This window comes from Thioclava sp. F28-4, assembly GCF_002020045.1.
Taxonomy (GTDB): domain Bacteria; phylum Pseudomonadota; class Alphaproteobacteria; order Rhodobacterales; family Rhodobacteraceae; genus Thioclava; species Thioclava sediminum.
Genome location: NZ_MPZQ01000003.1, coordinates 399,382 through 419,925 on the forward strand (window position 1 = coordinate 399,382; position 20,544 = coordinate 419,925).

Here is a 20,544-nt window from a genome sequence, read left to right on the forward strand (position 1 = left end):
CCCTAGAATTTCGTCCGTATTACAAACCGTTACCCGCGCGCATCTGCCGATGCGGACGTGAGGGCGAACTCGTCGGCCTCGTCATCCGGGGCGCAGACCTCTTCGGCGGTGAACGGACCGCCGCGCGACCGCTCGAGGATCGTGCCGAGGCGGAAGCCCACGGCGGCGATGATGATCAGCGCCAGCAGGATCACCCATTCCGGCAGCCCGAGGAGCTGCGGCAGGGTCTGTGCCGTCGGCCCCTGACCTGCGAGGTAGAAATCCTTGATCGGGTCGAAGACCCAGGCGAAGACCGAGGTGCCGAGCACCATGCCGATCGCGAAGACCACCGCGTCGATCCGGCCCGAGGCCACGCCGACCACGGACGTGCCCGGGCAATAGCCGCCCACGGCAAAGCCCGCGCCGATGAAGACGCCGCCCAGCAGGATCGCCCAGAAGAAGAGCGTCGGGATGAAGACCGCAGCGGGGCCCATCCAGCCCATCGTCCGCAGCACGTAAAGCCCCACGGCGCAGACGATCACGGCGGTGAACATCACCTTGAAGACCGAGAAGTCGCGCAGGGTGAACTGCCCCGTCAGCTTGCGCGGAGAGCCGAAGCCCGCCGCCTCCAGCGCGTAGCCGAAGAGAATGCCCGACAGGAGGCCCGAGGCTATGCCGCTATCGTAAAGAGGGATGCTCATTGCCAGATCCTCCGCATCATCATCGAGACGGCGAAGCCCGCCGCGAAGAAGCCGATCAGGAAGACGAAGCCCGCCACGGCGAGCGTCGCACTACCCGACAGACCCAGACCCGAGGTGCAGCCGCGCGCCAGACGCGCGCCGAAGCCCACCAGCGCCCCGCCGATCAGCGCGTAAACGAGGCGATTACCGCTCGTGGTGCGCGGGCCGCGCTCTACCTTGACCGAGATTCGGCCCGCGCCTTTCGCGCCGAGCCACGCCCCGATCAGGACGCCGACCACTTCCCAGGTGATCCAGCTCAGAAGCGGGCTACCCGCCGCCATGAAGGGGCCGAAATAGGAATTGTCAGCGGTCGCCTGCGGGGCGACCCAGTCATTGGCCTGTGCCGCGAAGCGGGTCACGAAGCCGGATGCGCCGAGCCCATGCCCGGTCACGACGAAGGTCAACAGCAGCGCTAGGCCGAGCGCGGTGCCGGCGGCGAGCGGTGACCAAAATGCTTTGGGTGCGTCTCTCATGAAAGCCTCCCTTCCTCCCATGATCATATTCATAGGTGATGATACAAATCGCCAAAGCCGTTTCAACTTTTTTCAGCGCCGCGATGCGGCAAATGACATAAACTCGGGAAACGCCCTGCCCGACCCGCCGGAAAAATCACTTAAAGACAAAGCATTGACCCAACCCGCCACCGTCTTCACCGCGACGATTGACCGCGACGCTCGCTGCCAAACGGCGCAGGAAAGCGCGCCCCTCTTTCCCTATTGGAGCTTCACCAAGCCCGTGATCGCGGCGCTGGCGTTGATGCTCGAGGCCGAGGGGCGGCTCGAATTGGACGCGCCGCTCGATCTGCCGGAGCTGGTTGCGGGGGGTACGCTGGCGCAGCTTCTGGAGCACAGCGCGGGCCTGCCCGATTACGGCACCCTACCCGCCTATCACGCGGATGTCGTAGCCGGGCGCACGCCTTGGCCGCGCGATCTGCTGGTGGCGCGGGTTCTGGCACAGCGCGCGCCATTTCCGCCCGGCGAAGGGTGGCGCTATTCCAACCTCGGCTACATGCTCGCCCGCGAGGTGATCGAAGGCGCCGCAGGCCGGAGCCTCGCGGAGCTGGTGCAAGAGAGGATCGCGAGGCCGTTAGGGCTGGAGAGCGTCCGGCTCGCGGAAGCGCCCGCTGATTTCGCCCCGCTTCACTGGCCCGAGGCGCGCGACTACCACCCCGGCTGGGTCTATCACCGCACGCTGATCGGCACGGCGGGCGATGCGGCGCGGCTATTGCACGGGCTGCGCGGGCTGCTGCCGCCACGCGCTTTCGCCCGCATGACCGCCTGCCGCGAGTTGGGAGGCGCACTGCCCGACCGCCCCTGGACGCGGCATGGGTACGGGCTGGGGCTGATGTGCGGCGACTGGGGCGACACCCGCGTCTTCGGCCATTCCGGCGCGGGGCCGTTCAGCTCCAACGCCGTCTATCGCTGCCCCGAGACAGGCCGCACCGCCGCCGCCTTCACGCATGGCCCTTTCGAAGGGCCAGCCGAACAGACCGTGGCAAAAGCCCTGCTCGCGCAGTGAGTAAGACCAGCCCGGTGTGACCAACACCGGGCAGCGCCCGACCTCCCCCCGGGAGGGCGCTTTTGCAGCCAGACCGCGCGCATCAGCGTTGGAGGTGTAAGGCACGATAAAGCGAAGACCACTGAGACCTTGCCTGCGCCCACCCGAGGTCGGGCGCTCCCTCATCGCCAAAAAGAGAGGCGGCAACCTCCGTCGCCGCCTCTCCCAAGACACCGTGAGATCCGATCTCACACGCCGCTGTCGAAGGGCTCGAACGCCTCGGCGCGGGCCCGTTTCCAGCGCTTGAGATAGCCGAAGCGGTCGTCATCCTCGCGCAGGAGGAACCCTTCGGGCATGTAGTGATAGATCTCGTCGCCCACTTTGAAATCGCGCTCGCGGTCGCGCACCAGCAGGTGATGCGGCAGGAACTGCCCCGGATGGGTGAGGCCCGCAGCCCCCGTCATCTCGGCCAGCGCCTTCATCGTGTTGCGGTGGAAATTGGCCACGCGGGTCGACTTTTCCGGCACGACGAGAGCGCGCTGACGGATCGGGTCCTGCGTGGTCACCCCGGTCGGGCATTTGTTCGTGTGGCACGACTGCGCCTGAATGCAGCCGATCGAGAACATGAAGCCCCGCGCCGAGTTCGCCCAATCCGCCCCGATCGCCAGAACCTTGGCGATGTGGAAGGCGGTCACGACCTTGCCCGACGCCCCGATCTTCACCTGATCGCGCAGCCCCGCCCCGCGCAGCGTGTTATGCACGAAGCTCAAGCCTTCCACGAGCGGGAAGCCCATGTGGTTCGCGAATTCCAGAGGCGCGGCCCCGGTGCCGCCCTCCTTGCCATCGACCACGATGAAATCGGGGGTGATGCCGGTTTCCAGCATCGCCTTGACGATGCACATGAATTCGCGGCGGTGACCGACGCAGAGCTTGAAGCCAACCGGCTTGCCGCCCGACAGCTCGCGCAGCTGGCCGATGAATTCCATCATCTCCAGCGGGGTCGAGAAGGCCGAATGCGAGGCGGGCGAGATGCAGTCGCGATCCATCGGGATGTCGCGCGCCTCGGCGATCTCGGGGGTGATCTTGGCCGCAGGCAGCATGCCGCCATGGCCCGGCTTCGCGCCCTGGCTCAGCTTCAGCTCAATCATCTTGACCTGAGGGTCCTGCGCGCGTTTGGCGAATTTCTCGGGGTTGAAGCTGCCATCATGGTTGCGACAGCCGAAATAGCCCGAGCCGACCTCATAGATCAGATCGCCGCCCTCACGGTGATAGCGCGAAATCCCGCCCTCGCCCGTGTCATGCGCGAAGCCGCCCATCTTCGCGCCCTTGTTGAGCGCCATGATCGCATTCGCCGACAGCGCCCCGAAGGACATGGCCGAGATATTGTAGATCGACGCCTTGTAGGGCTGCTTGCACGCCTCCCCGCCGATCTCGACGCGGAAATCGCTATCCTCGATATGGCGCGGCTTCACCGAATGGGTGATCCACTGATAGCCCGATTCCGAGACGCGGATACGGGTGCCGAAGGGTTTGGCATCCTCGATATCCTTGGCGCGCTGATAGACGATCGTGCGGGTCGCGCGGGAGAACGGAATGTCTTCGTCGTCCCCCTCGATCAGGTATTGGCGGATCTCGGGGCGGATTTCCTCGAAGAAGAAGCGCAGATGGCCGAGGATCGGATAGTTCCGGGTGATCGCGTGTTTGGTCTGGATCAGATCGTGGATCCCGACCAGCGTCAGGAAACCGAAGAGGATCGCGATGACCAGAAACCAATCGGTAAGGATCAAACCGGAAACTGCTGCGAGCGTCAGCAGAGCTGACAAGACGAGTGGTGAAAACCGTATAAAACGCGTGAACATGCCCCCTCCCGCGGGGTAAGTAGCCTCTGTTCCTGCGCGGACACTCTAGCGCGCGAGGGCTCTATGTCTAAGAACTATTACGCCCGCAACCCCGGATCGGACCAGATCGCGGCCTCCAGCGCGTCGAGCCCGTCGGTCAGCGCTGCAGGCCCGGGCTGCAGGATCAGGGTGGATTTGACCTCGTGCAGCCGGTTTCGCGCAACAGCCGGAACGTCCTGCCAGCCTGGCCTTGCGGAAACTTTCTCGGGACGGAACTTCTTGCCGCACCACGACCCCACGATGACCTCGGGCGCGGCGGCGATCACTTGTTCGGGAGTGACGATGCGATCCTTGGCTTTGCCCTCTCTCGCCAGATCGGCGAAGACATCGCGCCCGCCTGCGATCTCGATCAGCTCCGACACCCAGCCCACGGCAGAGATCAGCGGTTCGTCCCATTCCTCGAACCAGACGCGCGGACGGTTGGGGCGCGGCTTCGCGGCGATCTCCGCCAGACGCGTTTCGTAACCCGCGGCGAGCAGTTCCGCACGCTCGGTGCAGCCCACCAGCGCGCCCACCGTGCAGATCATGTCGAGGATGCCCGCGACCGAGCGTTGGTTGAACGCGTGCACGGCGACGCCCTCGCGTACCAGCCCCTCGACGATATCGGCCTGAAGGTCCGAGAAGGTCAGAACGAGGTCCGGCTTCAGCGCGAGGATCTTCGGCAGATCGGCGGAGATGAAGGCCGAGACGCGCGGCTTTTCCTGACGCACCCGTTTGGGTCGCACCGCGTAGCCAGAGACGCCGACGATGCGCGCGTCCTCACCCAGAAGGTAAAGTGTCTCGACCGCCTCCTCGGTCAGGCAGACGATGCGCTCGGCCGGAAATGCCATCAGACCCCCAATGTGGAAAGCGGTTGAAAAACGGGGCCTTCCGGCGTGTTCTTGAAGTGCGCGCGGATGTGGAAGACCTCGGCCAGAAGCGTCGCGGTCAGCACCTCGCCGGGCGCACCGTCCGCGACCAGCCGCCCGCGATCCATCACCCAAAGTCGGGTGCAATGGCGCGCCGCCAGCCCGAGATCATGCAGCGAAGTGACCACTGCGCCGCCCGCCTGCGCATGGGAGGTGAAGACCTGCATCGTCGCGATCTGCGCCGCCGGATCGAGGCCTGCGATAGGCTCGTCGGCGAGGATCAGCGGGCTTTCCTGCGCGAGCGCCCGCGCGATCAGCACCCGAGCCTGCTCGCCGCCAGAGAGCTGCGTGGCGGCACGGTCGCGGTAGTTGTCGAGCCCCATCCGACGCAGCGCTTCCTCCACTGCAGCCGCCCCGCGCGTCGCCTGATCGCGGCCATGCGGCAGCCGCCCCAGCGCGACGAGATCGGCGACCGACAGCCCCCAGGCAATCTCGCGCGCCTGCGGCAGCCACGCCGCCGCCCGCGCCCGCGCCATCGGGTCGAGCGCGGAAAGCGAGCTGTCCCCGCGATGCGACAAAAGCCCCATCGCGCCCCGCAGCAGCGAGGTCTTGCCCGCACCATTGGGCCCGATCAGCCCGATCACCTCGCCCGGCCCGACCTGCGCCGAGACGCGATCGACCACCGGACATTCGCCGCGTAGAACGGTGAGGTTTTCCAACTCCAGCATCAGCCCTCGCGCCCCATTTTGCGTATCATCGACAGGAAGAACGGCGCCCCGACCAGCGCGGTCAGAACGCCCAGTTTCAGGTCGCGCTCGGGCGCGATCACCCGCGTCGCGATATCGGCCAGCGTCAGCATCGCCGCCCCGCCAAGCGCCGAAGCCGGAAGCAGCCGCGAGGGCCGCGCGCCCACGGATTTGCGCAGCAGATGCGGCACGACGAGGCCGACGAAGCCGATCGCGCCCGCTACAGCCGTGGCCGCGCCCACCATCAGCGCCGTGCCGAAGACAATCTGAAGCCTGAGCTTTTTCAAAGAGATGCCCATCGAAGCTGCAGCATCTTCCCCAAGGCTCAGCGCATCCAGCCCAGCCCCCGCGCGCAGCAGGATCAGCGCGCCGACGATCAGGAACGGCAGCGCCAGCGCCACATGGGTCATCGAGCGATCGGCGAGCGAGCCCATCATCCAGAACACGATCTCGGCCGCGGCATAGGGCGACGGCGCGAGGTTCAGCACCAGCGCGGTCGCCGCCGCCGCCAGCGCCGAGACCGCGATCCCCGCAAGGATCAGCACGAGCGCCCGACCCTCGCGCCCCGCAAGGATCAGGATCAGTGCGACGGCCACACCCGCGCCCGCCAGCGCCGCCAGCGGCAGAGCCAGAGCGAAGAGCGCGTAGAGCCCGGTCTGGATCGCAATCACAGCGCCGAGCGCCGCGCCGGCAGAGGTCCCGATCAGTCCCGGCTCGGCCAGCGGGTTACGCAGGAAGCCTTGCATCGCGGCGCCCGACAGCCCCAGTGCGGCGCCGACGCCGATCCCGAGGATCGCGCGCGGCAGGCGCAACTCGCGCATCACCAGCCCTGCGGCTCCATCGCCAGAGATCAGCGCGGAGAGGCCGTGAAGCGGCGAAATGCCCGACGGCCCGATCAGCAGCGAGGCTGCGAAAAGCACCGCACAGAGGACGGAGAGAAGAATGAAGATCGTGCGATAACTCATTGCGTCAACTTCTTTTTCTCGATTTCACGCCCGAGCTTTGCCAGCATCTCCACCGCATTCAGCATCGCGGGCGCGCCACAGGTCCAGCTTGCATCGCGCAGCCCCCGCACGACCGGCAGATCGCGCAGCACCGGATGCGCCAACACCTCCTGCGCGCGGCTCGTGCCGGTGCCGCCTTGCGAGCCGCCGACGACCACCAGATCGGGGCGATCCATCACCAGATCTTCCAGCGGCAACCGTCCGCCCCAGTCGAGCCCCGGCCCGCTGACGACGTTCTCAAACCCTGCCATTTCAAGGATTTGCCCTTCAAGGGTCCGCGGCCCGTAGCCATAGCCCGAGGGCCCGATGATCGCAGCTTTCAGCCCCGGCGCGGGCGTCTCGATCGCTGCCAGCCGCGCATCGAAATCCGCGAGCATCTTTGCCGCGCGGTCGGGATGGCCAAGCAGCTTACCCATCGTCTCGATCCGGCCCCGAATTTCGGGCAGCGAGGTGCCGGGCGGCAGTTGCTCGACCCGGATCCCGAGCGTGCGCAACATGCGGATCGTATCCGGGTTCGACCATGTATCGGCCAGAACGAGATCGGGATGGAGAATAGAAATTTCTTCGGCACGCCCGTAGTTTACAGGCAGGTCTTCAGCCTGTTTCCAATGCACCGACATCGACGGATCGGTCGCGAAATGGCTGACCGAGACGATCTGCGACGGATCGGCCAGCGCCAGCGCCAACTGATCCGTGCAGAGGTTCATGGACACGACACGCTGCGGCACGTCGTCCGCAGTCTCCCCCGCCCATGCGGAGGAGGTCGCCGCCAAGGCGGCGAAAAGGGCGGCGCAAACCGCCCCTTTCAGATCAGAACCGCGCACGCAGCCCCACATAGGCGGCGCGACCCGAGGTGCCGTAGCCCGGCCAGAGCTGGTAATCGGTGTCGGTCAGGTTCTCGATACGCAGATAGGCCTCTTTGTCATTGCCCAGATCGTAGGTCATCTGCGCGTTCAGCAGGCCGTAATCGGGCTGGCTCTGACGATCGGTGACCACGCGCATATCGGCGGCGAGCGTGAGCTTGTCAGTCACCTGCGCGTCGATCCCGGCGGTCAGCGTGTGGCGCCCGAAGGCCGAGTTCCACGTCGAGCCGGCAGAGAGCCCGTCGGGGTTCTTCGAATCCAGATAGGTATAGCCGAGGCTGTAATTGACCGTGCTGGAGATCGGCCCCTTCAGACCCAGCTCCAGACCCTGCCGCTTGGCGGTGCCCGAGGTCTGGTAATAGCTGTAGGTCGTGTTGCTGTAGTCGATCAGGTCCTTCACCTCGATATGGAACAGCGTCGCGGTCAGCTTATGCGCACCGAAATCACGCTCGACCCCAAGGTCGTAACTCAGCGATTTCTCGGGCTTGAGATCGGGATTGCCCGCATAGCCGTCATAAAGCTCGTAGCCCGACGGCGCGCGGAACCCGTTGCCCACCGAGGCACGCAAGAGGGTCGCGGCATCGGCCTGCCAGGTGACGCCGAGACGGCCCGTGGTGTTGCCGCCGAAATCCGAGTGATCGTCATGGCGCGCCGAGGCGGTCACGTTCACGCCGTCCATCGGCGAGAAGGCATATTCGCCGAAGACGCCCGTATCCGCGGTCAGAACATCGCCCGTGACATAGGTGCCGGTATAGGTTTCCAGCGTGCGATCCGCGCCGAAGGTCACGCGGCCCGGCCCGAGATCGGTCGAGGCTTTCCAGTCGAGTTTGCGGCGTTTGCCCTCGTAGCCATAGTCATAGACCGGATACCAGCGCGAGGTGGTGTAATAGGTCAGACCGAGCTCGTGATCGAGCGGACCGGTCGCGAATTTGGCAAAGAGACGCCCGCCCCGCTCCTTGTGGATGGTGTATTCGTTGCTGTCCGTGGGCGGCGAGCTGAAGCCGTTATCGAACTCACCCCGGTCGTTCTGCGCAAAGCCGTTGAAGCCGATCAGCAGATTGTCGGAGATGCGCTTCTGCGCGCGCAGGCTCACGCGGTCGGCGCGGTAGCCGTCCTTCTCGGTATTGCCGTTCTTCTTGTCGGCGGCTGAGAAACCAGCGGTGTAGACTTTCGAGAGCTGGATCGCGAGCTCGTCGTCACCCTTCTTCCAACCGAAGTTATAGGCCGCATTCGCGGTCTGGTAGGAACCGAGCTCGACCTTGACGCTTTGGCTCACGCCATCCTCGGTCGGACGCGGCGTGTCGAGGTTGATGACCCCGGCGACCGCCTGCCCGCCATAGACCGCCGATTGCGAGCCGCGCATGATCTCGACCCGGTCGTAGTTGAACGTGTTGAACCGGCCCAGATCGGGCAGCACCTGCGTCGCGGACGGATCGGAGACGTCGATCCCGTCCACCATAACCTTGACGTAGTTCTGCGACACGCCGCGGATGGTGAAGCCGGTCTGCGCGCCCATCGGCCCGCGCGACAGGATGCCGACGCCCGGCGATTGCGCGATCAGATTGGCAAGGCGGGTCTGGCCCGAACGCTCCAGCTCGTTGCGCGACAGCACGGTGACCGCCTGCGCGGTCTTGTCCGACGATTGCGGCTCGAGCGCGCCGTGGTAGATCACGATCTCATCGAGTTGGTAAGGTTGGCTGTCTTGCGCGAGCGCGGGGGCTGCCAGCGCGGTGGTGAGCATCAGGCCCACGGTCAAACGGGTGCGGATCATATCCAATTCCCTCGTATCGCGACTCTGTGGTCGCGTGAACTTCGTATCGTAAGTCTTTGGAAATTTGGAATTTCCGCCGACGGTGAGAATGTCACCACTGACGGAAGACCGCCTCCGCTGCGCGCCCCGCACAGGCAGAAAGGATGAGCGCCTCGGCAGGTCTCCTGGCTCGCGGGTCTTGGTTTCGGCTGGCCTTCCCGGGTCGCCCCAGTGGCTCAGTCAGCCGTCACTCGCCGCTCACAGTTGCGGGGGCAGCCCCGGAATGAATGCACGCATCGCACCGGGTTCCCTTTTCATCCGCCAAGGCGGAACCGAAGTGCCCCTGCTGTGCCGCGCGCGCCGCAGTCTGTCAAGAAAATTTCAACTCTCGACGGCGGCTCTGCTGCGCTTGTTGAAACGGATCGAGGACAGCAGCGCCAGCCCGATCAGCCCCGCCCCGATCAGCCCGGTAATCACCTCGGGCACTTCCACCAACGTCTGCGCGAACATGACGACCGAGAGGATCAGGATCGACCAGAAGGCGCCGTTCTCGAGATAGCGGAATTCGCTGAGCGTGTTGCGCTCCACCAGCATCAGCGTCATCGAGCGCACATACATCGCGCCGATCCCCAGACCGATCGCGATCAGGAACAGGTTCTGGGTCAGCGCGAAGGCCCCGATCACCCCGTCGAAGCTGAAGGACGCGTCGAGCACTTCGAGATAGAGGAACGCGCCGAGGCCCGCCTTGGCCGTCTCGGCGGCGATATTCGTCCGGTCGAGCACGTGGCTCAGCACTTCGACCCCGAGGAAGGTCGCAAGCCCACAGATGGAGGCGAACATGAACTCGTCCTCACGCCCTTCGGGCAGGATCCAGGTAAAGGCCAGAATGACGAGCAGCACGAGCCCGATCTCGAGGCCGCGGATCGAGGCGAGCGCGCGCAGACGGCGCTCCAACGCTCGGATCCAGTCAACCTCTTTGCCCTCGTCGATGAAATAGGTGAGCGCGACCATCATCAGGAAAGCGCCGCCGAAGCCCGCGATCGACAGATGCGCGTCCTCGATGATCTCGGCATATTCCGCCGGATGTTTCGCGGCCAGTTGCACCGCTTCCCACGGTCCGATCCCGGCGGCGATCACGACGATCAGCAGCGGGAACAGGATACGCATCCCGAAGACCGCGATCAGAATACCCCAGGTCAGGAAACGACGCTGCCATTTTGGCGTCATCTGGTGCAGCTTGTTGGCGTTGACGATGGCGTTGTCGAAGCTCAGCGAGATTTCCAGCACGGCGAGCACCGCCGTGATCATCAGGAAAGAGACCGCGCCGCCAAGCCCGCCGGTCTGGGCAAATCCCAGCGCGAACGACCCGACCAGCCCCGCGATGGTGACGGCGATGGCCCAGGAGAAATAACGGTACATGGTGGTCATGCTGGCTCCGGCTGCATGGAGCCTCACTTAGGCTTCGCCCCCTCTCTTCGCAAGGGAGCGCGCCGTCAGAGTTGATCGCTGTGACCCGGCAAGCGCGCCTCGGATCAGCCCCCCCTACAGCCCCGCCTCGTCGAGCCAGCCCATGATCCGGGCCTTGTTCACGCCAAGGTCAGATTTGCCGTAGACGAGATGGCCGCGGATTTGCAGCGTGTTGCCCTCGACCCAAAGCGTGGTGACGTCGGGAAAGCCGAAGAAGGCGGAGCGGGTGACATAGGCCACATGCCCCTCATCGACGCTGCCCGCCACCTGTTTCGTGCGCGCGGTGGCGCGGATGATCTTGTCGAGTGCGGCCATCTGCACCAGCGGATCGGAGACCTCGCGGGCCGCCTGAAACCCGCCCGTCTCGGGGTGATCGCCGGGCGCTTTCGCCAAGCCCTCGACCTTGTAGCGCGCAGGGTCGATCGGGGCGAAGCGCACCCAGCCATCGGCTACGGCAACCGCAGCCAACCCGAGCGCGAGGATCGTCACGGCCCGATTCATGCCGCGCCCTCCCGCAGCCCCCAACCGGCCAGCGCGATCAGCTCGGTCGCGACATGGGCGCCCGCGATGGCCGTCACGCCGGTCGGATCGTAGGGCGGAGAGACCTCGACCACATCGCCACCGATCAGGTTGATCCCTTTCAGCCCGCGCAACAGCTCTGCCGCCTGCCAGCTGGCCAGACCGCCCCAGACCGGCGTGCCGGTGCCGGGCGCGAAGGCCGGGTCGAGCCCGTCGATGTCGAAGGTGATGTAACAGGGCTTGTCGCCCACGACCGCGCGGATGCGTTCCAGCGTGGCCTCGACGCCCTCGCGATGCACCGAAGGCGCATCCACGATCGTCACGCCCAGCGTATCGGGATTGTCGGTGCGGATACCGACCGAGACGGTGTTCTCCGCCTTCACGACGCCCGATTTGATCGCCTTATACAGGAACGTGCCGTGGTCGATCCGGTCCATATCGTCATCGGCCCAAGTGTCGGAATGCGCGTCGAACTGAACGAGCGCGATCTTCCCATGTTTGGCAGCGGCCGCACGCAGGATCGGCAGCGTGATGAAGTGATCGCCGCCCAGCGTGATCGGCACCACGCCCGCCCCGAAGATCGCGCCCAGATGCGCCTCGATCCGGCCCGGCACTTCCGGCACATTGGCATAGTCGAAGGGCATGTCACCGTAATCGACGATGGCGAGTTCCGAGAACGGGTCGTAACCCCAGCCATAGGGCGCGTCGAACGCCTGCAGCGTCGAGGCTTCGCGGATCGCCCGCGGCCCGAAACGCGTACCGGGGCGGTTCGTCACCGCCTGATCGAAGGGGATGCCGGTCACGGCGATCTGCGCGCCCGCGAGGTCCTTCGTATAGCGCCGCCGCAGGAAGCTGGTGGCCCCGCCGAAGGTATTCTCGAAGCTCAGGCCACGTGCCTCTGCCCGCGTAAAAGCCTGATCCACTTGGGTTTTCGCATCTTCCAGAGCCATGATCGCCCCTCCTTTTCGCCCGCGAAATCTGCGCCAGCCCTCGCGGGAGGTCAAGCTGCCGTGCGAGGGGATGAGGGGCGCGTCCGACTTCCAGCGCTTGGGCATAGCTCCGCCCGGGACGACGAGCCCCGAGCAGCGCCTGACCTCATGCAAAGACAAACGATCATCCCCTCGGGGCGCGCCCCCTCACTCCGGCTGACAAATCTCTCCGCGCAGGATCGCAAGCCCCGTGCGCCAGACGAGCCCTACGATCACCACGGCAAGGATCGCGAGAAACGCCACCGCCATGCGCAGATGCGGCTCTGAATGGGCGTATTCGGCATGCAGGAATGTCGCGATGGTCAGCGCCGCGATGGGGAAGCTCAGCGCCCAGAAGCTCATCGCGAAGGGCAGCCGCAGGATGCGCGGCAGTTGCACCGCGACGAGCGCCGCAAAGACATAGGCCAGCGACAGAAGGATATGCGCGAAAGGATCGACGCCCTGTCCGATCTCGGCCCCGGGCACGATCTGCTCGCCGGTCAGGCGCAGCCACGCGATGAAGGCCACCGCGGGCGGCGCGATCAGGATCACCAGCGTCGGCTGCAGCTTGCTCGGCAGGGGATCGTGGAAGATCAGACGGTTGAACACCAGCGTCAGCAGCACGAGCCAAAACAGCATCCCGGCCGAGAAGAACAGCCAGCTGATCTCGATGAAACCGAGCTGCGCGCCCGCCACTGGCACGATCACATTGCCCACCGCCGGGATGAACCATGCCGGGTTCAGCTGCCCGTGCTTGAAACTGCGCGTCCCGATCCAGTTGGTCACGACCGCGAGCGTCATGATCCCCTGCAGGGTCGTGCCTGCAAGCCACAGCAGGAGCGCAAGCGGGGTCGAGACCGTCAACGCCCCCGTCGCCAGCAGCAACAGCGAGATCGCGACGGTCGGGAAGAAGGCCAGCCGGATCGGGTGATGCCATTCTGCGCTCACGCCCTGCGGATGCTTCAGCGCCTTGGCGAGATAGAAGACCGAGATCAGCACGAAAACGGTCGCCGTCACCGCGAACATCACCTGATAGGGCAACGGTCCCAACCCGAGCGGCTTGGCCGCCGCGCGCAGCGCCAGCGTGAAGCCCCCGAGCCCCATCGTCGTCGCATAGAAGGTGATCGGAAAATGCTCGAGCCGGCTATGCGCGGCACTCGTTTCAGCCAGACTGCTCATCTTGCCCTCCCGGTGGCCATCGCCGCGCGGGGCCGAACGGCCCACAACGCGACGGATCAGATCACCCGCGCCGCGCCGGACCAACCCACGCGGCGGGATCACACCTCTCATTTACTCACGCATCCGTGTGTGAGGAGTCTGACAAATGGACGCATTCGCCGCGCCGGGCGCAGCGCGCATCTACGTCCCGCGCATATTGCCTCTGGCGGATCCCCGCTTGCGCCAGCCCCGCTCTGTGACGAAAATTTTCAAGGAACGTGACATAGGTCAAACCTGCGAGGTAAACTTACCTATATCACCGCTTCGTGAGCTGGAGGAGTTGCGATGCGTCTGACCACACGAACCAATCTCGCGATGCGCGTGCTGATGTTCTGCGCGGTCAATCCGCATCGCACCGTGCGCAAACATGAGATCGCGGAGGCCTGTAACGCGTCCGAGAACCATCTCGCGCAGGTCATCAACACGCTCGCGCGCGAGAATTTCATCACCACCCTGCGCGGCCGCGCCGGAGGGATGCAACTTGCCCGCCCGCCCGAAGAGATCGGCGTGGGCAAAGTGCTGCGCGCCTTCGAGGCCGCCCTGCCCTTCGCCGAATGTTTCGATACCGAGACCAACACCTGCCCGCTGCGCGACGCCTGTCTGTTCCGCGATGCTCTGACCGATGCGCTCGAGGCCTTCTACGGGACGCTGGACCGCAAGACGCTCGCCGATCTGGTCGACAACAACACCGCGCTGGAGGCGATGCTCAGCCTGCCCGGCCTGCAGCCGCTGTCGATCTGCGCAACCGCACGCGCCGCGGAATAACCGCCGCGACATGACGCGCCGATAGGTCCCTATTTCTGACGCATTCCCGTGCGCAGCAGCGTTTTCGTGGCGGCAACGTCACAGTTTCATGACACCCGCTCACGGCAAAGAGATCAAAATTCAGTTTCGCTTGACCACCCCTTTTCCCGGCGAGAGCCTGTGTCTACTTGTCGCACCAACGGGAAGACCCCGCTAAACGCGACTCATCACAAGGCTTAGGTCATGCAACAGCAATCGGGCACTCAATCAGGCCAGCAACAGCAAGGCGGCACGAACCGTCCTGGCCAGCAACAAGGCCAAACGGGCAATACGACCCAACAGAACGGCACCGTATTCGACGACTGGGCGTCCATCTGACGCCCTTTCTCGCGTCGCTATGATAGCGGCGCAGGCAGGCTCCGCAACCGGCATCTTCATTCACCGCCGGTTTTCGCGCCGCCTCCCCTTCGATCTCTCCTTCGCGCTGCTCTTGCGTGGCGCGAAGTCTGCTCTCAAACTGTCCCGACGCCAGCCCGCGCGACACTGATACCGCGCGCCCCGAAGGACCGTCCGGCACGATGAGCACCTCTCTCACATCCATAAAGGGGATCGGCCCCGCCACCGCCGAGGGCTTTATCCGCGCCGGGATCACCTCGGCAGAGGAACTGCGCGAGATCGGCGCGGACGCCGCCTATGCCGCTTGGATCGAGGTCGGGAATCCCGCCCATTTCATCGGCTATTACGCCCTGCACATGGCACTGCAAGGGCGCCCGTGGAACGACTGTCGCGGCACGGAGAAGGCCGAATTCCGCAAGAAATTCGATGCACTTAAGGCGCGGATCGCGGCGAGCGACAGCACCACCCAATCCGCAAAAGAAAAGGGCCGCGCCCGGCTGGACGCGGCCCTCTCGGAAATTGGTCTGATCGCGAAACGCTAGATCAGCCGACGATCTCGAGACCCGAGAAGAAGAACGAGATTTCTTCCGCAGCGGTTTCCGGAGCGTCGGAGCCGTGCACCGAGTTCTCACCCACGGAGAGCGCGTATTCCTTGCGGATGGTGCCCTCGTCGGCTTCCGCCGGGTTGGTCGCGCCCATCACTTCGCGGTTCTTGGCGATCGCGCCTTCACCCTCGAGCACCTGAACGACGACCGGCTCGGACGCCATGAACTCGCACAGTTCGCCGTAGAAGGGGCGCTCTTTGTGGACTTCGTAGAACTTGCCGGCCTGATCCATGGTCAGCTGGATGCGCTTCTGCGCGACGATGCGCAGACCCGCTTCCTCGAACTTGGCGTTGATCTTGCCGGTGAGGTTGCGCTTGGTCGCGTCGGGTTTGATGATGCTCAGCGTGCGTTCGATGGCCATGTGTGACCCTTTCCTTGTGGTTCGTGGCCGGTATCCGGTCCGAAATATCTGCCGCGCCTGCTACCATGCAGGGGAAGCCTTGAAAAGCCCTCATGGGCGGGGCTGCGGCGACTCTAGATTGGGTTTGTGACCGTTTGGTCAAGGCCGATCGGCAGGTCGTTGCGCGGGTTTGCGCCCGCAGATGCCTCCGGCGGGGATATTTTTGCCAAGCCGAAGGGGCAGCGGCGCGCAGCAGCGATTGACTGTTGCCCGCCCCTGCGCCAAGTCAGGCCCCATGTTGCGCATCTCCGATATCTCCTTTTCGATCGACGGCCGTCCGCTCTTTGCGAACGCCTCCGCCACCATTCCCGAAGGCCACAAGGTCGGCCTCGTCGGCCCCAACGGCGCGGGCAAGACGACACTGTTCCGGCTGATCCGCGGCGAGCTGACGCTGGATGGCGGCGAGATCGGCCTGCCCTCGCGCGCCCGGGTCGGCGGCGTGGCGCAGGAAGTGCCGTCCTCCTCGACCTCGCTGCTCGATACGGTGCTGGCCGCCGACGAGGAACGCGCGAGCCTTCTGGCCGAAGCCGAGACGGCGACCGACGCGCATCGCATCGCCGAGGTGCAGACGCGGCTGGTCGATATCGACGCGTGGTCGGGCGAGGCGCGGGCGAGCGCCATCCTGAAGGGTCTCGGCTTCGACATGGAGGCGCAGAAGCGCCCCTGCTCGGATTTCTCCGGCGGCTGGCGGATGCGCGTGGCGCTCGCGGGCGTGCTGTTCGCGCAGCCCGATCTGCTGCTTCTGGACGAACCGACGAACTATCTCGATCTCGAAGGCGCGCTCTGGCTGGAAAGCTATCTGATGCGCTACCCGCATACGGTGATCGTGATCTCCCACGACCGCGATCTTCTGAACCGCGCCGTGGGCTCGATCCTGCATCTCGAGGATCGGCAACTCACGCTTTATCAAGGCGGCTACGACACGTTTGCCCGCACTCGCCGGCTGCGCCGCGAGGCGCAGGCAGCTCAGGCCAAGAAGCAGGAGGCCCGCCGCGCCCATCTGCAAGGCTTCGTGGATCGCTTCCGCGCGCAGGCCACCAAGGCCAAGCAGGCGCAGGCGCGCGTCAAGATGCTCGAGAAAATGGAGCCGATCACCGCCCCGGAAGAAGCGGCGAAACAGGTCTTCACCTTCCCCGCGCCGGAACAGCTCTCGCCGCCGATCATCGCGATGGAAGGTGCCGCCGTGGGCTATGGCGGGCCCGCGATCCTCAAGCAGCTCAACCTGCGTATCGATCAGGACGACCGGATCGCGTTGCTGGGACGCAATGGCGAGGGGAAATCCACCCTTTCCAAGCTCTTGGCGGACAAACTTCAGGTGATGGACGGCAAGATCACGCGCTCGTCCAAACTGCGGATCGGCTATTTCGCGCAGCATCAGGTCGACGAGCTGGACCTGAAAGAGACGCCGCTCACCCATCTCAAACGCGAGCGCCCCGACGAGCATCCCGCCAAGCTGCGCGCGCGGCTTGCGGGCTTCGGCCTCGGCGCGGATCAGGCGGAGACGGCGGTGGGCAAGCTCTCGGGCGGGCAGAAGGCGCGGCTGTCGCTGCTGCTGGCGACGCTCGATGCGCCGCATCTCTTGATCCTCGACGAGCCGACCAACCACCTCGACATCGAGAGCCGCGAGGCGCTGGTGACGGCGCTGACCGAATATTCCGGCGCGGTGATCCTTGTCAGCCACGACATGCACCTGCTGGGTCTGGTCGCGGACCGGCTCTGGCTGGTCAAAGGCGGCGCGGTCGCGCCCTATCAGGGCGATCTGGAAAGCTACCGGGCCGAGTTGCTGGCGCCGCCGCCGGAGGACAAGCCTGCCAAATCGGCCGCATCGAAAGCCGCGAAGCCGTCGCGCTGTGCGATGACGACGATGAAGCGTGAGGTCCGCGACTGCGAGGCCCGGGTCGAGAAGCTGAGCGACATGCTCGAGAAGCTCGACGCGAAACTCGCCGATCCCACGCTCTACGAGCCTGAAAAAGCGAGGGATCTCGCGATCTGGCAGGCGAAGCATACCGAGGCGACCAAGGCGATGGAGAAGGCCGAGGCGCTCTGGATGGCGGCGCTGGAAAAGCTGGAAACCGCCGAGCAGGACTGAGATCGATGAAGGGGCCGCGCGCCCCTTCTTTTCAATCCAGATATCCCCGCCGGAGGCGCCTGCCCCCTCAACCAGTGCGGCGCATCACAGCTTGTAGATGCCCTCGAATTTCCGCGTCAGATAAGCCAGCAGCGGCGTCTCGGTCGGCTCGAAGCCGCAGGCGTTCTGGATCGTCTCGCGCGGGGTGCGCAACCCACCATGGACGCGCAGGTTCTCGTCGAGCCATTGCTTGGCGGGGCTCGCATCGCCCTCGGCGAGTGCCGCGTCAATGCCGGGCGTGACCGCGCGCATCGCCTGATCGAGGCAACCGGCATAGACATTGCCCAGCGCATAGGTCGGGAAATAGCCGAACAGCCCCACTGACCAATGCACATCCTGCAGGAAGCCTTGGCTGGGCTTGGTGACCTTCGCGCCGAAATCCTGCTCGAAGCGGGTATTCCACGCCTCTTCGAGATCCGCGACCTCCAGCTTGCCCGAGATCAGATCGCGCTCCAGATCGAAGCGCAGCATGATGTGGAGGTTGTAGTTCAGCTCGTCCGATTCCGTGCGGATGAAGCCCATATCGACGCGGTTGACCAGCGCGTGGAAGGCCTCCGTATCCATGCCGAGATCGCCGAAGGCGTCGGTCATGCGCTGATGCAGCCAGCCGGTGAACGGGGCCGAGCGGCCAAGCTGGTTCTCGTAGATCCGGCTCTGGCTTTCGTGCACGCCCATCGAGACGCCATGGCCCAGCGGCGTGAAGCGATAGGCCGGGTTGATCGCCTGCTCGTATGTGGCGTGGCCGACCTCGTGAATCGTCGAGTAGATATTGCCGAACGGGTCGGATTCAGAAATCCGGGTGGTGATGCGCGCATCGTCGCCGCCGCCCGAGGAGAACGGGTGCACCGACATATCCAGCCGCCCGCGCGTCCAGTCATAGCCGAAAGCGGAGGCGCATTTGCGCGCGAGCCGCAGTTGCGCGTTCTCGGGAAAGACCTTGTCGACGGGCTGCGGCGAGACCTCCGAGCCCAGCACCCGGTCGCGCAGCTCCACCAGCGGGCCGCGCATCCGGTCGAAGACGGTGGCGATTTCCTTCGACGTCGCACCCGGCTCATAATCGTCGAGCAGCGCATCGTAGAGATTGCCCTCGGACAGGCATTCGGCCTCTTCACGCTTGAGGCGCACGACCTCTTCCAGCGTCGGCAGGAAGGCGGACGCGTCCTCGTTCGCGCGGGCTTCCGCCCAGATGCCTTGGGACAGCGAGGTCAGACGCGCCATCTCGGTCGCAAGGCGCGCCGGGATGCGGGTCGCGCGGTTGTAGCTGCGCCCCACCAGATCGAGGACGCGCGCGCTGACCGCGTCATCGGCCTCGGCGCGGGCCAGCCAGTCCTCGATACGCGGATCGGTGCGGCGCGCATGCAGCACCGATTCCAGCGCGGCGGATTCCTCGGCGCGCTGATCGGCGGCGCCGCGCGGCATCATCACCTCTTGGTCCCAGCTTAGCAGCCCGGCGATATTGCCCAGCGCTTCGGTTTCGCGCTGATGCGCGAGCAGGTCCTGATAGGCGCTCATACGCGGCCCTCCCGGATGGAACGAACAAGGGGGAAGCGCGCCATGTGACGCGCGCGGATCACGAGGACCCAGGTGATGATAGCACCGAATTGGTGGATGAGGCCCAGCCACCAGTAATTCACCAGCTCAAGCGCGGTGGTGATGCCCAGCACCATCTGGAAGAAAATCATCGCGGCCATCAGCGCGAAGGCTTCCTTGGTGCGCGGATGAGCAGAGCTGCGCGCGCGCCATGCGGCGTAAAGGCCGGAGGCGAAGGCGAGATAGCCGACCATACGGTGCATGAACTGCACCAGCGCCGGGTTCTCGAAGAAGTTGCGCCACAGCGGCGTGTAATCGAAGCTCTCGGAGGGCAGGAACTGCCCGTTCATCGAGGGCCATGTCGGGAAGGCGAGCCCTGCATCGATCCCAGCCGTGAGCGCACCGAGGATGATCTGCACGAACACGAGCCCGATCAGCACCGAGCCGATCCGGGTCAGGCGCGGCTCCGCCAGGCGGCGGGCCTGCAGAAGCGCCGATTCCGGGCGCGAGAGTTGCAGCGCGAACCACGAGATCAGGCCGAGGATGATGAAGGCGAGGCCCAGATGGGTAGCGAGCCGATAGGAGGCCACGGACGTCATCCGCCCCACGAGGCCCGAAGACACCATCCACCAGCCGATCGCGCCTTGCAGACCGCCCAATATCCCGAGGCTGAACAGTCGACCCGTCCACCCGGTCGGGATCTTCTTCGTCAGCCAGAAGCCGATGAATCCGATGAACCAGACCATGCCGATCAGGCGGCCCAGCTGCCGGTGCCCCCATTCCCACCAGAAGATGCCCTTGAACTCGGACACGGTCATGTTCGGGTTCATGTATTTGAACTGCGGGCTCTCTTTGTAATGGGTGAATTCCGCCTGCCAGTCCGCATCGCTCATCGGCGGGATCGCCCCCGAGATCGGATCCCAGCGCGTGATCGACAGCCCGCTATCGGTGAGGCGCGTGGCCCCGCCCACGGCGATCATCGCCACGACCAGCGTGAACAGCACGAACAGCCACATCCGGATCGCCCGGCGCGCACCACGCGGCTTTGCGTCGATCATGCCGCCCTTGGGTTCGGCCCGCGTGGTGGTGCCCTCCGATCCAACTTCCTCGAAGATGCTGCGTTTCTCGCTCATGCGTGCGGACCCCCGGCTTGTCTGTCGCCTGTTCTCGGCAAAAAGTTGCGCGAGGGCAAACTAGGCCGCCCCCTCACCGGGGGCAAGGGGGCGGGAAGGCGCAGGGCGCGC

General features: G+C 65.3%; 19 protein-coding genes and 1 riboswitch. Of the genes, 4 read left to right on the plus strand and 15 right to left on the minus strand.

Features of this window, described 5'->3' with window-relative positions:
- Positions 1-29 precede the first annotated feature (29 nt).
- Positions 30-680, minus strand: a complete 651-nt coding sequence (locus tag BMI87_RS09515; protein ID WP_078520932.1) for a DUF6691 family protein — start codon at positions 678-680, stop codon at positions 30-32.
- On the minus strand, positions 677-1,192 hold the full coding sequence (locus BMI87_RS09520) for a YeeE/YedE thiosulfate transporter family protein (protein ID WP_078520933.1): 516 nt from the start codon (positions 1,190-1,192) through the stop codon (positions 677-679). Before BMI87_RS09520 ends, BMI87_RS09515 begins: the two co-directional genes overlap by 4 nt.
- A 154-nt stretch (positions 1,193-1,346) precedes the next feature.
- Between BMI87_RS09520 and BMI87_RS09525 the strand changes: the two genes are divergently transcribed.
- Positions 1,347-2,237 carry a serine hydrolase gene (locus BMI87_RS09525; protein ID WP_246832676.1) on the plus strand — a complete coding sequence of 297 codons (891 nt, stop codon included), beginning with the start codon at positions 1,347-1,349 and terminating at the stop codon, positions 2,235-2,237.
- 227 nt (positions 2,238-2,464) lie between these two features.
- On the opposite strand, the gene BMI87_RS09530 is transcribed toward BMI87_RS09525, so the two are convergent.
- The 10 genes from BMI87_RS09530 to BMI87_RS09575 form a co-directional block, all read right to left on the minus strand.
- Positions 2,465-4,075, minus strand: a complete 1,611-nt coding sequence (locus BMI87_RS09530) for an FMN-binding glutamate synthase family protein (RefSeq protein WP_078520935.1) — start codon at positions 4,073-4,075, stop codon at positions 2,465-2,467.
- A gap of 77 nt (positions 4,076-4,152) precedes the next feature.
- A complete protein-coding gene (locus BMI87_RS09535; protein WP_078520936.1) occupies positions 4,153-4,944 on the minus strand; it encodes a cobalamin-binding protein in 792 nt (263 codons plus the stop codon).
- Entirely contained in the window at positions 4,944-5,690 is a 747-nt protein-coding gene (locus BMI87_RS09540) for an ABC transporter ATP-binding protein (protein WP_078520937.1), read from the minus strand. The genes BMI87_RS09535 and BMI87_RS09540 overlap by 1 nt, the downstream gene beginning before the upstream one ends.
- Positions 5,690-6,673, minus strand: a complete 984-nt coding sequence (locus BMI87_RS09545) for an iron ABC transporter permease (RefSeq protein WP_078520938.1) — start codon at positions 6,671-6,673, stop codon at positions 5,690-5,692. The genes BMI87_RS09540 and BMI87_RS09545 overlap by 1 nt, the downstream gene beginning before the upstream one ends.
- A complete protein-coding gene (locus BMI87_RS09550) occupies positions 6,670-7,536 on the minus strand; it encodes an ABC transporter substrate-binding protein (RefSeq protein WP_168175187.1) in 867 nt (288 codons plus the stop codon). Before BMI87_RS09550 ends, BMI87_RS09545 begins: the two co-directional genes overlap by 4 nt.
- Positions 7,523-9,346 carry a TonB-dependent siderophore receptor gene (locus tag BMI87_RS09555; protein WP_078520940.1) on the minus strand — a complete coding sequence of 608 codons (1,824 nt, stop codon included), beginning with the start codon at positions 9,344-9,346 and terminating at the stop codon, positions 7,523-7,525. Before BMI87_RS09555 ends, BMI87_RS09550 begins: the two co-directional genes overlap by 14 nt.
- Before the next feature lie 136 nt (positions 9,347-9,482).
- Positions 9,483-9,677: riboswitch (cobalamin riboswitch) on the minus strand.
- Positions 9,678-9,706: 29 nt separating this feature from the next.
- Complete coding sequence (locus BMI87_RS09560) at positions 9,707-10,753, minus strand: DUF475 domain-containing protein (RefSeq protein ID WP_078520941.1); 1,047 nt, start codon at positions 10,751-10,753, stop codon at positions 9,707-9,709.
- A 114-nt stretch (positions 10,754-10,867) separates the two neighbouring features.
- On the minus strand, positions 10,868-11,293 hold the full coding sequence (locus tag BMI87_RS09565) for a DUF1499 domain-containing protein (RefSeq protein ID WP_078520942.1): 426 nt from the start codon (positions 11,291-11,293) through the stop codon (positions 10,868-10,870).
- A complete protein-coding gene (speB, locus tag BMI87_RS09570; RefSeq protein WP_078520943.1) occupies positions 11,290-12,261 on the minus strand; it encodes an agmatinase in 972 nt (323 codons plus the stop codon). The genes BMI87_RS09565 and speB overlap by 4 nt, the downstream gene beginning before the upstream one ends.
- Positions 12,262-12,447: 186 nt before the next feature.
- Entirely contained in the window at positions 12,448-13,458 is a 1,011-nt protein-coding gene (locus BMI87_RS09575) for an SLAC1 anion channel family protein (protein WP_078521051.1), read from the minus strand.
- Between the two features lie 324 nt (positions 13,459-13,782).
- On the opposite strand from BMI87_RS09575, the gene BMI87_RS09580 reads away from it, so the two are divergent.
- Together BMI87_RS09580 and BMI87_RS09585 are read left to right on the plus strand one after the other, a co-directional pair.
- Positions 13,783-14,262, plus strand: a complete 480-nt coding sequence (locus tag BMI87_RS09580; RefSeq protein ID WP_078520944.1) for an Rrf2 family transcriptional regulator — start codon at positions 13,783-13,785, stop codon at positions 14,260-14,262.
- A 557-nt stretch (positions 14,263-14,819) separates the two neighbouring features.
- Positions 14,820-15,179: a TfoX/Sxy family DNA transformation protein gene (locus BMI87_RS09585; protein WP_078520945.1), complete on the plus strand. Its 360-nt coding sequence runs from the start codon at positions 14,820-14,822 to the stop codon at positions 15,177-15,179.
- Position 15,180: 1 nt separating this feature from the next.
- Here BMI87_RS09585 and ndk read toward each other — a convergent pair whose 3' ends face one another.
- Positions 15,181-15,603, minus strand: coding sequence for a nucleoside-diphosphate kinase (gene ndk, locus BMI87_RS09590; RefSeq protein ID WP_078520946.1), 423 nt, complete (start codon positions 15,601-15,603; stop codon positions 15,181-15,183).
- A 274-nt stretch (positions 15,604-15,877) separates the two neighbouring features.
- On the opposite strand from ndk, the gene BMI87_RS09595 reads away from it, so the two are divergent.
- Positions 15,878-17,731 (plus strand): ABC-F family ATP-binding cassette domain-containing protein, encoded by a 1,854-nt coding sequence (locus BMI87_RS09595; RefSeq protein ID WP_078520947.1) that lies wholly within the window; start codon positions 15,878-15,880, stop codon positions 17,729-17,731.
- Positions 17,732-17,815: 84 nt separating this feature from the next.
- Here BMI87_RS09595 and BMI87_RS09600 read toward each other — a convergent pair whose 3' ends face one another.
- Together BMI87_RS09600 and ctaA are read right to left on the minus strand one after the other, a co-directional pair.
- Positions 17,816-19,282: a carboxypeptidase M32 gene (locus tag BMI87_RS09600; protein ID WP_078520948.1), complete on the minus strand. Its 1,467-nt coding sequence runs from the start codon at positions 19,280-19,282 to the stop codon at positions 17,816-17,818.
- The gene (ctaA, locus tag BMI87_RS09605; RefSeq protein ID WP_078520950.1) at positions 19,279-20,433 is read right to left on the minus strand and encodes a heme A synthase; all 1,155 of its coding nucleotides are present in this window, start codon (positions 20,431-20,433) and stop codon (positions 19,279-19,281) included. Before ctaA ends, BMI87_RS09600 begins: the two co-directional genes overlap by 4 nt.
- Positions 20,434-20,544 lie beyond the last annotated feature (111 nt).